The following is a 13,645-nucleotide window of genomic DNA, read 5'->3' on the forward strand; positions in this document are numbered from 1 at the left end:
CTATCCCCTCTTCCTTGCGGCGTCAGCAGCGCGGCGCGCCAGCGCATCGGCGCGCGGCAGCCACGTATCCAACAGTTCATCGCACGCCGCCTCGAGCTCTTCGGCGCGTGCCCGGTCTTTCATAGACGTGGTGTTCGCAAAGAGCGTCAAGCTCGCGCCCTGCATGGCGGCGCGGCAGAACACGGCACCGCAGGCCACATCGGACAGCAACTGGCGCGAGCCCTTATCGGCCATGTCCTCGAGCAGCGCCAGCGCGCGCCCGCAGGCATCCATGATCCGATATGGCGGCATGGCGGCCACGTGCAACGCATCCTGAATTGCAGCCGCACGCGTCGGGTCCTCACGCGGAATACCATACGCTGCCGACACCTGCCCGTAGGCGCGAACATCCTCGGCGACCAGACCCACAAGCTCCTGCGCTAACTCATCCGCTTGGGCAAATGCACGCGTCAGATCGCCTGCGCGATCGGCAAGCGTGGGGTTCGTCGCGCCATAGCGAGCAACCATCCCGCACAGCGAGGCACCCAGCGCTCCCACAAACGCGCTGGCGCTGCCGCCGCCGGGAACCGGCTCGCGTGCAGCCAACGCCTCGGCAAAACCGCGACAGGTTTTATCCATCATCTCTTGGCTCATCGAAACACCTCTATCTGGCGTGCCGGCAGTCGAGGCCATAACACGCCAAAATAAAAATGGGGCAACGATGCCAGGAGGCAGTTGTCCCATTCATCGGATTTTTCGAAGCCCAGTCTAACCCATAAGAAAGCGGCTGTCAGGAGCCTCGGCTATCGCCGTTTTCGATTGCCGGCAATAGAAAATTCCACCTAAAGTGGCACCGTCGCGCAGTCGGCAAGCGATCCACCCAAGAGGCGGGAGCGTTGCAACCGCCCAAAATGCTGTCGCTGACGCAATTTTGTTGCAAAAACACTTGCAACATTTTACAAATTCCTGTGTTTTTACTGTGTGGTTATAACTTATCGGCAATCTAATTTTTAACACGCTCGGAAAAAAATTTACAGAATCTAAACTATATATGTTGGCTAAAACCGGAATAAAAGGAGTGTCAGCATGAAGTCGTTAACCAGAACGGCATATCGTGCGATCGCTGCGTTTGTTACCGCTGCGTTTGTCTTGATAGGCCTCGCGTCGCCTGCTTTTGCAGACGGCGCTACCAGCACGATCACCAATGCCCGCACCGGTGCAAGCTACAACGATCTTGCCACCGCCACCGCCGAGGCGGAAAGCGGCGACACCATCAAGCTCGGCGAGGGCAACTACACCCTCTACGGCGTGAGCTCCGTGGGCCACACCAAGGACAAGGACCTCACCTTTGTGGGCCAGGGAAACGATAAAACCGCATGGAACATCGGCGCACTCGTGCCCGATCCCGCCAACTTTGGCACCGAGTACAACGGCGACTATTCCTTCGATGGCGCCGGCACTGTAACGTTCGAGAAGATGACGCTGCGTTCCGGCAACGCAGACTACCTTGGCTTCATCCGCGCCAATAAGACTGTCGTTGACCATTGTGTCATTAACGGCAAGACGTTCTACTGGGGCTACACCTCCGCTGAGTTCAACAGCACTACGTTCAACGCCCCTGATGGAGACTATTCCCTGTGGACCTACAGCTCGCCGGTCATGACGTTTGACACCTGCACCTTTAACGCAACCGGTAAGGTCATCAACGTCTACAGAGAAGCCAGCACGCAGGACATCACCGTTAACGTGAATAATTGCACGTTCAACTCGAATGGCGACAAAGACAAGCAGGCGTTGAATATCAACGACTCTCTTATGGGGGACCACAAGTTCATCCTCAACATTACTGGCAATAATACCGTCACGGCTGCGCGCGACAGGACCACCTGCTCGCAGCTCTTTGGCTTTGGTGGCAAGTCGGGCAACAACACCGGCCGTACCGATGTCAAGATTGACGGCACTCTCGTGTGGTCCAAAAAAGGCGAGACGTTCAAAGGCGAGAAGAAAACCCACAGCTACACCGACGGCGAGCATGACAACGCCTACGATGTCGCCTACACCGAGTGGGCCTCTGACAATGCCGGTACTTGGACTCGCACGGGGACCCCTAAGTGCAAGTACTGCGGCTTCGTCAAGCCTGATTTCGTGGAGAAGGCCTACGATCTCTCCTACGACCTGAACGGCTCCGAGGATGAGCAGGCTGCCGAATTCGCACCCGTTAAGTGCGTCACCGAAGCCGAGGTTACGGCCGAGCAGCCGGTGCGCAAGGGCTACTCCTTCGTGGGCTGGAACACCGCAAAGAATGGCTCCGGCACAAGCTATGCCGCGGGCGTTACGGTTGAGCTTTCCGCTCCTGTGACGCTGTTCGCCCAGTGGAAGAAGGACGAGCCCGCGCCCAAGCCTTCCGACAACAAGCCTGCCGGCAAGCCTGCAAATAAGACCAAGGCAAACGAGCAGGCTCTGCCCAAAACGGGTGACGGCACTTCCAGCGTCATCGCTGCAATGGGTGTTATGGCGATTGTCTGCTTTGCCGCCAGCGCTGTCGCGTCTAAGGTTCGCAAGTAATTTCAACTTCGAAACACGCCGCAGCAACTTGTTGCAACGCAAAGGGGTCCGCACCGCAAAAGGTTCGGACCCCTTTTTGCACAAAAAGCTGTGGCGAGGCACCCACGATGACTAACCGGCTGCGTCCGTCGTCAAGATTCGCAGCCCCGGCCACGCTCCGCCCCACCGCACCAAACACGGGGCACATGGCCCACCCTTACGAGTCACTTGCGCGTACAGTAAAGGCGGGTAATCCATAGGCGGTAACAGATCAGGAGCTCTGGCTATCGGCGTTTCCGATTGCCGGCTATAGGCACGGGCGCCTAGTCCACCTGAAACGTCGGCAGCAGCGTGTCGATAATCTTCGACCCCATGTCGCGGTTTGCAGTCGAGTACTCCAAATGCGCCGTGGCAATCGTCGAATCCGTGACGATCGTCTTTTCGTAAATGATCGTATCGTCCTCACACCACGAGACCACGTACCAGTTGTCGCCCTCTGCGGTATAGAGGTCGGCCTTGCCCGAGGTGTCCACGTCGACGAACATCTCGTGTGCAGTTTCGTCGTTAATGTTGACGTAGCCAAATAGGTTGATCACAAAACCCGTCTCCGGATCCTCATACCTGGCGCCACTGCCGCTGGGAGTATCTTCCATCTCAAAGCGATTGGGAATCGACATGCTATAAGGATGCATGTCGTTCGTGTACGTATACACGTCGGTTAGATAATCGTCCGAATCGCCCGAGCCGTAGTATGCCGATTCGTCCTCGGGAACGGCTTCGTCATCCGACGACGAAGACTCCTTGGCCTTGGACTTGTCGCTCTTCTTCTTGGCAGAAGAATCTTTCTCGTCCGAAGATCCGGTATCGATCACCGAAATCTGCGTGTCAGAGCTCTTGGACCCGTTGAGCATCGTAAGCGCAAACACCGTGCCACCCCCGAGGAGTACCACGGCGGCACACGCCACCGCGATAATGACCGGCGCCTTGCTCTTGGGCTTTTGAGGTGCAGGCGCGACCGACGGCATCGACTGGGTCAGGCCCGGACCGGCCGTGGGCGCAGAAGTCGGAGCAGCAGCCGCAGGCGTCGGCGCGGAGCCACCCGCAAGCGACGCCCCGCAATGCGTGCAAAACGTCGATCCATCGGGAACTTGCTGTCCGCATTTTTGACAGAACATCGTTCGACCTTTCGTGGTTTAGCTTTTGTCACAGCCAAGTCTAAAACCTCAAGCCAGCATCGCTGTTGCGCAACATTGGGAGCATCAACCAAACCGCACGCTTGCCCAGCACCAGGCCCACCTTGCGGCAAGCCCGCACACGCAAACATGGGACATATGGCCCACCTTTCGAGACTCCCGGACAGAACAAGCTGGGGCATATCTATAAGTAAGGAACCCGTTGGGGCACGGCCGCGCAACGGCCACAAGCGATGGACGGAGGTATAAGCCGCACAGTACACAGAGACATCCGCCGCCAGCGCAATCAGCACCCCAACAGCATGCGGCGCCGTGATGTCATCGGCAGACAAGGAGGACGCCACCATGAAGAAAAAGACCCTATCGATCCTTTCCCTTTGCATCGCCCTCTTTGCCGCATTTGCCCTTGTCGGCTGCGGCGGAAGTGCGTCAAGCGGAGGCGGGGGCAGCAGCGCATCCAAGAGCGAGGGCAAGGAAAAAGCTCCCGTCGCCAAGAAGACCGACTTTATCTGGTTTAAGGTCGAGATGCCCGAGAGCGTTGGCGTAAGCGACTCCGCTGGCAAGAATGCCGACAGGGTCCAGCTCACCTTCCCCGAAGACGAGAACGGTTCGGCCGATCGCTTTATCCCCGTTTGGAAAAAAGCGCTGACGGCAGAGGAATCCCACGCCGACCAGGCAGAAAAGAAAGGTGATACGTTCCAGTGGAAGGACGGCGGGTCCGTCGAGTATAACGGCAGGACGTGGCTCGTCGGAACGTACGAGGACAACAGCGGCGTCTCAACCCTCCTCTTTACCGACGTTGAGCCGGGAAGCGTCTACGTCCTCATCTCGAACTTCGATCCGCATAAGAAAGAAGCCGAGGCGCTCCTCAACTCCATCGAGTTTCCCGATGACATGGCGAAGGCAGTTGCCGAGGCACGCGAAGTCGAGATTTCGAGCATCGAGATCAAGCATTAGGGGATCGCACGCAGCATCGCATGCGCAGTCATTAAATGATCGGACGCCCAGCCAGGGTAGGATCGGATCGGCCGGCCCTCCCCTCTTTTACGCCCGAGCATATTGCCACTTGTCGGCGCAAATCAGGCCCCCAGAATGGGACACATGGCCCACCTGAACGAGCCGCTCGCGCGTACAGTAAAGGCAGGTAATCCATGGGCGGCTACAGATCGAGGAGGACACGACCATGAAAAAGAAGGCCTTTGCGATTCTCACCCTCTGCATCAGTCTCTTTGCCGCAGTTGCCCTGGTGGGCTGCGGTGGCAGCGGCGGCGCTACCGGAAGTGGCGGTGGCGGCGGAGCAGAAAAGCCAGCCGTGGATATGAGGACCGACTTCATTTGGTTTAAGGTCGAAGTCCCCGAGGGCGTCGAAATCACGGACGTTGCCGGCGACACGGCCGACAGGGCCCAGTTTAAGTTCACCGAGAGCGAGCATGCCAGCGACCGCTTCATCCCCGTCTTCGATCCTGACAAGAACGCCGATGAACTGTTTGACTACGAGGCAAAGTGGAAGGCCAACTCCGGATGGACCGAGAGCGATCCCGTTAAGTACAACGGCAAGACCTGGCGCAGCGCCTACTTTACGCACTCGGGCGGTGTGACGACCGAGTACTTCACCGACGTTGACGGCGGCAGCGTGTACGTGCGCATCGACAATGTCGAGGAGCACAAGGACGCCGTCGAGACCATGATGAAGTCCCTGGAGTTTGCCGATGATATCGCCGAGGCCAAGACCGAGGCCATGGACGTTAAGCTCGAGGATATCGAGATTAAGCGCTAAAGCTCCAACGGCATGCAGCAGCGCCGTTTTAGCTCAGCCGGGATGCAAGGTGCGACTCCTTGCATCCCGGTTTTTTGTGTTCGAAAGCGCCCGGTCACATCACCATATTGAGCACGCTGACAAATTCCTGAGCCTGGGAGTGACTGCTCAGCCTGTAGGAACAGGCGGTCAGCAACCTATTACGGAGGAACACGCGCTTACCCTTGACCCCGTTGACACCCGTAATGTCCTTGAGGTAGACGATCTTGGTATGGGTACCGAAGAAGTCGTTCTTCACGACCGCCTCGATGCGATTGGGATAGATGCTTATTCCCTTGAAAACGCCGGCACCCTTATCGTGAAACAGCAACGTGTTGTTATCCACGCGCGCCACCCCCATGGAGTTCGATAAAACCATCTCTATGACCACATTTTAGTCACCGCAAACCCTTTTCGCGGTCGTGCGCAGAGCGCCAAATCGTGTCCGCACGAGGCTTTAAACTAGAGACAATAAAGGTGTTCGATGCGCTTGGTGGGCTCTTAGGATGTTCCTCAAATCGCCGGCATCGGAGGAGGTCTTACATGGTTTACGTATGGGAATTCGAGTTCTTTGATTCGGACGGCATTGTCGATGCTGTGCCATGTGACTCGCTGGGCGGAGGAGGAACGTTCGGATCCGACCTAAACGACGCCGTCGAAAGCGCCGCCGATTTTCTCGCATGTATGGTCGACGATCACCTTATGGGCGGCGTCGATCTTCCCGCGCCGGACTTTGGACACCAGCCACAACACGGCGGCAAGATTATCGCCGTGGCCGTCAGCCGCGAGCTCGGCGACATCCCCGCCGTCACCGCAGCGGATGCCGCACGTATGCTCGGTGTTAGCTCAGCACGGGTATCGCAACTGATAAATGCAGGAATGTTGGATTCATGGAAGGACGGCGCCAAGCGCATGGTGTCCAAAGCTTCCATCGAGGCACGACTCGCCGACGCACCAAAGGCAGGGCGCCCAAAAGAGGTCCCTATTGCTGTATAAAGCAATAGCGTTGCGGGTTTTTTCATTTGTCAGATTAGCTGACAAGCTCTCCCAATTCGGAACTCACTGCGTTCCGAATTGGGCTGGACACATTGCCGCAGGTAGCTGCACATCCTCAATCCAAAGTACGAGAGGTGTTTCCCATGGCAGACAGACCGAAAACAACACTGCGCGACTGCATCTATGGGCTTGCCGTCGGCGACGCGCTGGGCGTTCCCTACGAGTTCAGGCCTCGGGGCACATTCGAATGCACCGACATGATCGGCTATGGCACGCATGGGCAGCCCGCCGGAACCTGGAGCGGCGACACATCTATGACGCTTGCTACCTGTGACTCGATTAGGGAGCTCGGGTATATCGACACCGCAGACATGCGCGACAAGTTCGTAAGCTGGATTGCTCGTGGCGAGTATACGATCGACGGCGTTTTCGATTACGGCGGCACGACCGCCCGCGCCTTGCATGCCGGCAAAGGAGGCTCCGGCGAACGCGACAACGGCAACGGATCGCTCATGCGCATCGCTCCCCTGGCGTTCACCGATGCGACGGACGAAGAGGTCAGCATGGTCTCCGCGATAACGCACGCCCACAGAACGTCGACCGATGCATGCGTCATATTTGTCGAGCTGATGAGGGATGTGATGAACGACGCGCTCCCCTCGTGGGCACTCCATCTGAAAGGCGTGCCCGAGCGTAGAATCAGGTCTGGCGGCTTCGTGCGCGACACGCTTAAGGCAGCCACCTGGTGCTTCGTCAACACTAACAGCTACGAAGATTGCGTGCTTGCCGCCGTCAATCTGGGCGACGACACCGACACCACCGCAGCCGTCGCAGGCGCCCTCGCCGGCACGGCATACGGTATCGACGCAATTCCGCAAGAGTGGATCGACACCCTGCGCGGCAAGGAGCTGATTGAGCAGTGCCTGTTTTAGGGAGTAACTTCAGCCCAGGCGGCATCAGCCAACATGGGGGCATGAGGGAACCGGACAAATGACGATTGCAGAATGCACCGTCATGGGGCCGTTTGCCACAGAACGGGGCACCGTTGGCCCATACACCGTCCTAGTCTTTGAAGCCCCGCTGCCGTTAAAGGAATGGCGCGCCATCGTGGTAGACGGAATACGCTACGAAACAATACCGGTCATGGACGCCGGCAACGATATCCTCGCTATAGCCGGCGAGCACGATCTGGCAGGCAAAAACGCGACGTTCGTCTGATGCAGGCCCATTGGCTGCCACAGAAAAGGGCCGGTTGCAGCCGGCCCATCTCCAATCCACATAAAAAGCCGTCCTGAAGGACGGCTTACGCGGCGGTAGGATTTGCACCTACGTCTCCTCAATCAAGGGAACTCCTCATACTGTGCTACTTTCCGCGCATTCTGCACAATGAGAACTCACCCAGCGGCAAGCCAGCGCGTCTGTTGGCTAGCGAGCGATAAATGATTGACAGGGTCCTATCTGACTGGGAAAAATATAGACAAGGCAAGTAGTAGCACAGCCTGGAGTGCCCTTGATGGAGGAAACCCCGGTTCAAATCCGGGCGCTTGCCGACAGCCGTCCCCCGGGACGGCTTTTTATTGCCGATTTAAGGCAATCGCATGCCCTTAACAAAGCCCCCTCTTGGCATCGAATTGGACGCTTTTGAGTCCACTTAATAGGACGAGCCGACGTCGACACATCGGACGCCTTCCCGGCATCGCTGACAATCGATGCAAAAACGGAACGTCGTGTCCCAGCTATAGCTGGGACGACGACTTTATCGCGCTCAAGGCGTTTGTCAGGCTCTTCAGTGCTGGCTTAACCAGCCCAGAATCCGCCGATCAGCTAAGGCGTTATTTCATAAAATCGGATAAATTATTCAATGAGATGTTTGGCAAGTTGGGAAGAGGCTGACATGTACATCTACCTCAGCAAGGAGGACAGCGCGAAGCTGGAGCGCCTTATGCGTGAGTATGAGCAGACCTTCCATGAGAGGTGCTACGCCCACTGCATGAGCGACCCTATCGCCGAGATAGAGAAGTGCCTGAAGATCGGTAAGCCATCCAAGCTCAAGCCTGAGCCCGAGGCACTCTACTAGAACAGTTTAAGGTCTCGCCCCGGCGGGGCCTTTTTCATGCCGCGTGAACGCGGCGCGACCATCCTCCGTTTAATTGTCAGTTAAATCGGCACTGCCCCAAAACACGCTGACGAGGCACGCGACTACGAATTGACTGCCGGCAGCAGGGCACTTGCAAGCTATAGTAGAGCATACGGAAATGACATGTCGTTCTAAGCGAACGACGATCAACAGCACAACGTCATGGAATGGCTGACTAGAAATGGCTACGCTGACTATTCAAGGGAAAAATACAGTGCGACCGACGACCAGGTCGCGGAATATGAGCGCCTCGTCGACGAGTTGAAGGCGGAGATTGCGAAGATTCCAGAGCCGGACCATGAGCTAACGGCCCTGGACATCAGGGACAACGAGCCTTATCAACGCTTGACGGATGAGTACCTAGACAAGATCGTCTCGATGCTCGAAGGCTGGGACGAGTTTGATTACCAACAAGTTCAGCACTGCCCAAAAAGCCAAATGAATAGACGTCAATTCGACGACATCGAATAGGGCTGGAGGCCCACCCGTTCCCAAGCGGTCACGCGCAAGCATCTTCGAGAAGGCTGCCGTCGATGACGGCATAGGGCCGACCGTCGCGGTCCTCCCAGCTTGCACAGACATAGCCGTTGTAGCCTTCAAGCTTCTCGTCCTCGCCGGCCAGCCAAATCGGCTCAAACTCGGATACCTCGTCGTTTGGGATGGCCCAGCCGAACATGTCCCAGCAGTGCTTACCGCCGATAATCTGCTGGTGAACGTCTATCGTGTCGAAAAAGAAGCTCATCCCATGCGGCGCAAGCTGTAGGTTGAGGAGGTCAACGGAGTCGATGACGTACTCGCTGTATTCACCGGTCAGATCACTTGTGTACCTTATTCCATAGTGAGGCGTAGCAATCACTGTAGCCCTCCTTGCATTTGAACAGAGCAACACGTACGTACTTGTCTAGGCTGACAATGGCAATGTCACGACCACAGAAGCAGACGGCACAATACTGTCCTTTTTTGCCATCTGCATAACCGACAAACTCAACGATATCGTACTCGTCGATGGCATCCAACCTCATTCCGTCGCGTCATTTCGATTGATTACCAGCCAGATTGGCACCGCTCCAACGCAGAGGTCGGATATCTCCCACCGCGGCCTGTGAGGTGAAATCCTGGCCGCCGCGGAATCCGCCTGCGGGCAACGCTCCGATCTCCGATTGGGGTGAAGCCTATGAACTTGTTTCTTGAAATCCTGCGCCTCTCAATGCATGTGACCGGCATTGCCCAGAACCTCTACTCGATCTGGCGGGAATATAAGCAGTAACGGATAGCGAAGGGAGTCATGAAAAGGGCCGGTTGCAGCCGGCCCTTTAGACGATAGCACCTGCGTTGCCCGCGCTTCCGAAGTGTGACTAGCTGAGGAGCGGGTTCCGCGGCACATCCTGATTTTACCCAGCGAAGCGGCTCTTTTGCAGTCGCTCCACCGTTTATTTACATCCACCGCCACAAGCGGATACCGCGCGAAAGAGAGCAAAGAAACAACGCCGGCGCGGCCAACAGAACAGACAATCCATGCGACCAAAGAAATAGAAAAGCGCCCGCGGCCTCGGTTCTTCACCCAGGTCTAGGCGCTTTTCTTGGCACCATCGCACCACACCCGTCATCGCCCCCGGCCCGAAACTCATTAAAATGCAAGCGGGAAACGATCTCAAGATCACCAACAACAGCTTTAAGCAAGCGCTTGGGCAGCTGTCACAACACGAGCGCCCATAAAGAGAAGTCGATTTAAATAACTGAGAAAGCCTTGCCACCTATTGTCGTTCTGGCGCGATCAACCGATAAGTCAAATGGCAACTAACGGGTGTCAGATATACCAATATATGCAAGATTAACTGCTAGAATGCAATGGTGGACAGGCTCACCAACGTCGTGGAAGCATAAGGTAAGGAGTGCGCATGATTGCTGTCGATTACAGCTCCTCAACGTCATTTAATGAGGATGCTTTCGAACAAGGCATCATTGACCACTTGCAAACGAATCTGGGGTACGAGTACCTCTATGGACCTGATGTCGCTCGTTCCTCCGACGCGTTTGACGATGCCTTCCTACCTGACGTCATTGGGCCCGCTCTTGAGAGCATTAACCCCACGCTCAATCGACGCGCGATTGATGCCTCAATTACCAAACTAAAGGAAATCGAGGGCAGCGACCTCATCGCCAAGAACAGCATCTTTATGGACATGCTCCAGAACGGTGTGGAGACAAGCTGGTTTGACGGCAAAGAAGAGCATACAGACATCGTGCGCTTAGTCGATTACGGCAATCCCGAAAAGAACAGCTTCCACGTTGTTAACCAGTGGACCTACATCGAGTGTGGCACCAACAAACGTCCAGATGTCATCGTATTCGTCAACGGGCTTCCGCTCGTTCTCTTTGAATTGAAGTCACCCGCTCGAGCCGACGCTGACAGCGAAGATGCCTACCAACAGATTCAAAACTACAAACGACAGATTCCATCGCTTTTCGTGTACAACGCCTTCTGCGTCACCAGTGACATGCTTCACACCAAGGTTGGCACGATCACCGCCAACGAGTCACGCTTCGTTGAGTGGAAGAGCGTCGATGGGAGCTACGAGGCCACCCAGTACGCCGATTGGAAAACCCCTCTGGACGGCATGTTCCCCAAGGAGCGGCTCATCGACATCCTGAAGAACTTCATTCTGTTCTCCGAGGACGCGAAAATCCTCGCGGGATACCATCAGTACTTCGCGGTGAACAAAGCGCTCGAGAGCGTGCATGAGGCCATCGGCGGCGACGGCAAGGGCGGCGTCTTCTGGCACACGCAGGGCTCGGGCAAGTCGCTTTCGATGGTTTTCCTTGCCCATCTGCTCGAAGAGAAACTCGACAGCCCGACCATCGTGGTGATTACCGACCGCAACGACCTCGACTCGCAACTGTTCGCGCAGTTCTCCAGATGCTCAGATTTCCTGCGCCAGATGCCCGTTCAGGCGCAGAGCCGCGCCGATCTTGCGCAGCAGATCTCGAGCCGCCGCGCCAACGGCATCATTTTCACCACTATGCAGAAATTCGAGGAGGAGGTCATCGCCCTCTCCGAGCGCAAGAACGTCGTCGTGATGGTGGATGAAGCGCACCGCGGGCAGTACGGGTTCGAGGAGAAATACGACCGTGACGGCAAGAAGCACACGGGCACCGCGTTGCTCATCCGCCGCGCCCTTCCGAATGCGACCTTCATCGGCTTCACCGGTACCCCTATTTCTGCCGAAGATCGATCGACTCGCGAGGTTTTCGGCGATTACATTGACGTCTACGACATGACTCAGGCAGTAGAGGACGACGCAACTCGACCCGTATTCTACGAGAGCCGCGTCGTCGCGCTCAAACTGGATCAGAGCATCCTTGCAAAAGTTGACGATGAGTACGAAAAGCTCACCGAACAGGCTAACGCCGAAACCATCGACGCAAGCAAGCGTAACTTTGCAAATCTGGACGCCGTTCTAGGTGCACCCGAAGTCATCGATGCCCTATGCCAGGACATCGTAGAGCACTACGAGACCAACCGTGCGCACGAACTCACCGGCAAGGCGATGATCGTCGCGTATTCGCGCCCCGCCGCCATGGCTATATATCAACGCATATGCGAGCTGCGACCTTCTTGGAAGGACGAGGGCAAGCTCGGCGTTGTCATGACCATGGGCAATCAGGACCCTGAGTGGTGGTTCGACGTCGTAGGCAATAAGGCCCATGTGAAGGAGATGGCAAAGCGCTTTAAGGATGACGCCGATCCGCTCAAAATCGTAATCGTCGTGGACATGTGGCTCACCGGTTTTGACGTGCCGAGCCTTGCCACTATGTATGTGTATAAACCCATGCGCGGGTATAACCTGATGCAGGCAATCGCACGCGTAAACCGAGTATACAAAGACAAGGTTGGCGGATTGGTTGTTGACTACGTAGGCATAGCCAACGCTCTTAAACGCGCCATGAAGGACTACACCAAACGCGACCAAAAGAAATACGGCGACATGGATATCGGGAAAACCGCCTATCCAAAGTTCTTGGAAAAACTGGCGGTCTGCCGCGACAAGATGTTTGGGTACGATTATTCGGAATTCATGAGCACCGAGTCCGCCGCACGTCGAAGCGAGCTCATAACGGGCGGAGTAAATCATATCCTTGCACCCGGCGACGAAGATACCGTCCGCGACTTTGCTGAGCAGGCAGGAGTCATGCTCAAAGCCTATGGACTCGCCAAAAGTCGCGCAACAGACACGCAGCGCATCGAGGCTGGCTATTTCCAGGTTGTTCGAGAGCTCATCCTTCAGCTCACCGAGCAGGGCGGCACCCGCAGCAAAAACGGAGGCAAACTTACCCTTAAGCAGGTAAATGAGCGCATCAATGCACTGCTCGAACAGAACATCGTCCATACCGACGGCGTAATAGACCTGTTTAAGGTGGAAGACGAAACGGTTTCGATTTTTGATCCCAAGTTTCTGTCGAGCCTCTCGCGTATGAAAGAGAGGAACTTGGCTTACGAGTTATTGAAAAAACTCATCGACGACCAGATCAAGGGCTACCGTAAGAAGAGCGTAACGCAGGCAAAGAAGTACTCAGAACTCATGCAAAGCATGGTAAATAGCTATCTAAATGGACAGCTCACAAACGCTGAGGTATTCGAAGAAATGCTCAAGATGGCGAAAGAGATGCTTTCCGAAAACCAAAAGGCAAAGGAGCTTGGGCTTAGCGAAGAAGAGTTTGCGTTTTACGAGGCGCTAACACAACCGCAAGCAGTCGCCGATTACTATCGCGAGAGGAATGACGAGCTGGTCGCCATCACACAAGAGCTCGCTGCGAAGATGCGCGAAATGCGCACGGTCGATTGGCAGAAGAAGCAAAGTGCACGCGCTGCTATGCGTGTTGCAATTAAGCGTCTGCTCAAACATCATAAGTATCCGCCAGAGGGCATGGAGTCGGCACTGGCCACCGTGATGGATCAGTGCGAACTCTGGGCCGACAATGCAGCATAGGGAGCTAAAACAG

Annotated in this window: 13 protein-coding genes; 9 read left to right on the plus strand and 4 right to left on the minus strand. The window is 56.1% G+C overall.

Annotation, left to right across the window (positions count from 1 at the left end):
* Nucleotides 1-633, minus strand: a complete 633-nt coding sequence (locus tag AB5Z20_RS00165) for a cyclodeaminase/cyclohydrolase family protein (protein WP_349090028.1) — start codon at nucleotides 631-633, stop codon at nucleotides 1-3.
* Between the two features lie 432 nt (nucleotides 634-1,065).
* Here AB5Z20_RS00165 and AB5Z20_RS00170 point away from each other — a divergent pair, with 432 nt between their 5' ends.
* Nucleotides 1,066-2,544: an InlB B-repeat-containing protein gene (locus AB5Z20_RS00170; protein WP_368155739.1), complete on the plus strand. Its 1,479-nt coding sequence runs from the start codon at nucleotides 1,066-1,068 to the stop codon at nucleotides 2,542-2,544.
* A gap of 302 nt (nucleotides 2,545-2,846) precedes the next feature.
* Here the strand turns inward: AB5Z20_RS00170 and AB5Z20_RS00175 are convergent, their stop codons facing one another.
* The gene (locus AB5Z20_RS00175; protein WP_368155740.1) at nucleotides 2,847-3,698 is read right to left on the minus strand and encodes a zinc ribbon domain-containing protein; all 852 of its coding nucleotides are present in this window, start codon (nucleotides 3,696-3,698) and stop codon (nucleotides 2,847-2,849) included.
* A gap of 363 nt (nucleotides 3,699-4,061) precedes the next feature.
* Between AB5Z20_RS00175 and AB5Z20_RS00180 the strand changes: the two genes are divergently transcribed.
* Both AB5Z20_RS00180 and AB5Z20_RS00185 read left to right on the plus strand, forming a co-directional pair.
* Complete coding sequence (locus AB5Z20_RS00180) at nucleotides 4,062-4,673, plus strand: hypothetical protein (protein ID WP_368155742.1); 612 nt, start codon at nucleotides 4,062-4,064, stop codon at nucleotides 4,671-4,673.
* Nucleotides 4,674-4,899: 226 nt separating this feature from the next.
* Complete coding sequence (locus AB5Z20_RS00185; protein ID WP_368155744.1) at nucleotides 4,900-5,493, plus strand: hypothetical protein; 594 nt, start codon at nucleotides 4,900-4,902, stop codon at nucleotides 5,491-5,493.
* Nucleotides 5,494-5,587: 94 nt separating this feature from the next.
* Here AB5Z20_RS00185 and AB5Z20_RS00190 read toward each other — a convergent pair whose 3' ends face one another.
* A complete protein-coding gene (locus tag AB5Z20_RS00190) occupies nucleotides 5,588-5,857 on the minus strand; it encodes a hypothetical protein (RefSeq protein WP_368155746.1) in 270 nt (89 codons plus the stop codon).
* Nucleotides 5,858-6,054: 197 nt separating this feature from the next.
* Between AB5Z20_RS00190 and AB5Z20_RS00195 the strand changes: the two genes are divergently transcribed.
* From AB5Z20_RS00195 to AB5Z20_RS00215, 5 genes are all read left to right on the plus strand, one after another.
* A complete protein-coding gene (locus AB5Z20_RS00195) occupies nucleotides 6,055-6,507 on the plus strand; it encodes a helix-turn-helix domain-containing protein (RefSeq protein WP_368155747.1) in 453 nt (150 codons plus the stop codon).
* A 143-nt stretch (nucleotides 6,508-6,650) separates the two neighbouring features.
* Nucleotides 6,651-7,439, plus strand: a complete 789-nt coding sequence (locus AB5Z20_RS00200) for an ADP-ribosylglycohydrolase family protein (RefSeq protein WP_368155748.1) — start codon at nucleotides 6,651-6,653, stop codon at nucleotides 7,437-7,439.
* 58 nt (nucleotides 7,440-7,497) lie between these two features.
* A complete protein-coding gene (locus tag AB5Z20_RS00205) occupies nucleotides 7,498-7,725 on the plus strand; it encodes a hypothetical protein (RefSeq protein ID WP_368155750.1) in 228 nt (75 codons plus the stop codon).
* Between the two features lie 676 nt (nucleotides 7,726-8,401).
* Nucleotides 8,402-8,584: a hypothetical protein gene (locus tag AB5Z20_RS00210; RefSeq protein ID WP_368155751.1), complete on the plus strand. Its 183-nt coding sequence runs from the start codon at nucleotides 8,402-8,404 to the stop codon at nucleotides 8,582-8,584.
* A 222-nt stretch (nucleotides 8,585-8,806) separates the two neighbouring features.
* The gene (locus AB5Z20_RS00215; RefSeq protein ID WP_368155753.1) at nucleotides 8,807-9,115 is read left to right on the plus strand and encodes a hypothetical protein; all 309 of its coding nucleotides are present in this window, start codon (nucleotides 8,807-8,809) and stop codon (nucleotides 9,113-9,115) included.
* Nucleotides 9,116-9,143: 28 nt separating this feature from the next.
* Here the strand turns inward: AB5Z20_RS00215 and AB5Z20_RS00220 are convergent, their stop codons facing one another.
* Entirely contained in the window at nucleotides 9,144-9,500 is a 357-nt protein-coding gene (locus AB5Z20_RS00220) for a hypothetical protein (protein WP_368155754.1), read from the minus strand.
* Nucleotides 9,501-10,542: 1,042 nt separating this feature from the next.
* On the opposite strand from AB5Z20_RS00220, the gene AB5Z20_RS00225 reads away from it, so the two are divergent.
* Nucleotides 10,543-13,632, plus strand: coding sequence for a type I restriction endonuclease subunit R (locus AB5Z20_RS00225; RefSeq protein ID WP_368155756.1), 3,090 nt, complete (start codon nucleotides 10,543-10,545; stop codon nucleotides 13,630-13,632).
* Nucleotides 13,633-13,645 lie beyond the last annotated feature (13 nt).

The organism is Collinsella aerofaciens, assembly GCF_040910245.1.
In the GTDB taxonomy this organism is placed as follows: domain Bacteria; phylum Actinomycetota; class Coriobacteriia; order Coriobacteriales; family Coriobacteriaceae; genus Collinsella.

Excerpts from the sequence above, each read along its gene's own strand:
- AB5Z20_RS00215 (WP_368155753.1), top strand. The coding sequence starts at position 8,807 with ATGGAATGGCTGACTAGAAATGGCTACGCTGACTATTCAAGGGAAAAA.
- AB5Z20_RS00170 (WP_368155739.1), top strand. The coding sequence starts at position 1,066 with ATGAAGTCGTTAACCAGAACGGCATATCGTGCGATCGCTGCGTTTGTT.
- AB5Z20_RS00180 (WP_368155742.1), top strand. The coding sequence starts at position 4,062 with ATGAAGAAAAAGACCCTATCGATCCTTTCCCTTTGCATCGCCCTCTTT.
- AB5Z20_RS00200 (WP_368155748.1), top strand. The coding sequence starts at position 6,651 with ATGGCAGACAGACCGAAAACAACACTGCGCGACTGCATCTATGGGCTT.
- AB5Z20_RS00195 (WP_368155747.1), top strand. The coding sequence starts at position 6,055 with ATGGTTTACGTATGGGAATTCGAGTTCTTTGATTCGGACGGCATTGTC.
- AB5Z20_RS00205 (WP_368155750.1), top strand. The coding sequence starts at position 7,498 with ATGACGATTGCAGAATGCACCGTCATGGGGCCGTTTGCCACAGAACGG.
- AB5Z20_RS00225 (WP_368155756.1), top strand. The coding sequence starts at position 10,543 with ATGATTGCTGTCGATTACAGCTCCTCAACGTCATTTAATGAGGATGCT.
- AB5Z20_RS00165 (WP_349090028.1), bottom strand. The coding sequence starts at position 633 with ATGAGCCAAGAGATGATGGATAAAACCTGTCGCGGTTTTGCCGAGGCG.
- AB5Z20_RS00175 (WP_368155740.1), bottom strand. The coding sequence starts at position 3,698 with ATGTTCTGTCAAAAATGCGGACAGCAAGTTCCCGATGGATCGACGTTT.
- AB5Z20_RS00210 (WP_368155751.1), top strand. The coding sequence starts at position 8,402 with ATGTACATCTACCTCAGCAAGGAGGACAGCGCGAAGCTGGAGCGCCTT.
- AB5Z20_RS00185 (WP_368155744.1), top strand. The coding sequence starts at position 4,900 with ATGAAAAAGAAGGCCTTTGCGATTCTCACCCTCTGCATCAGTCTCTTT.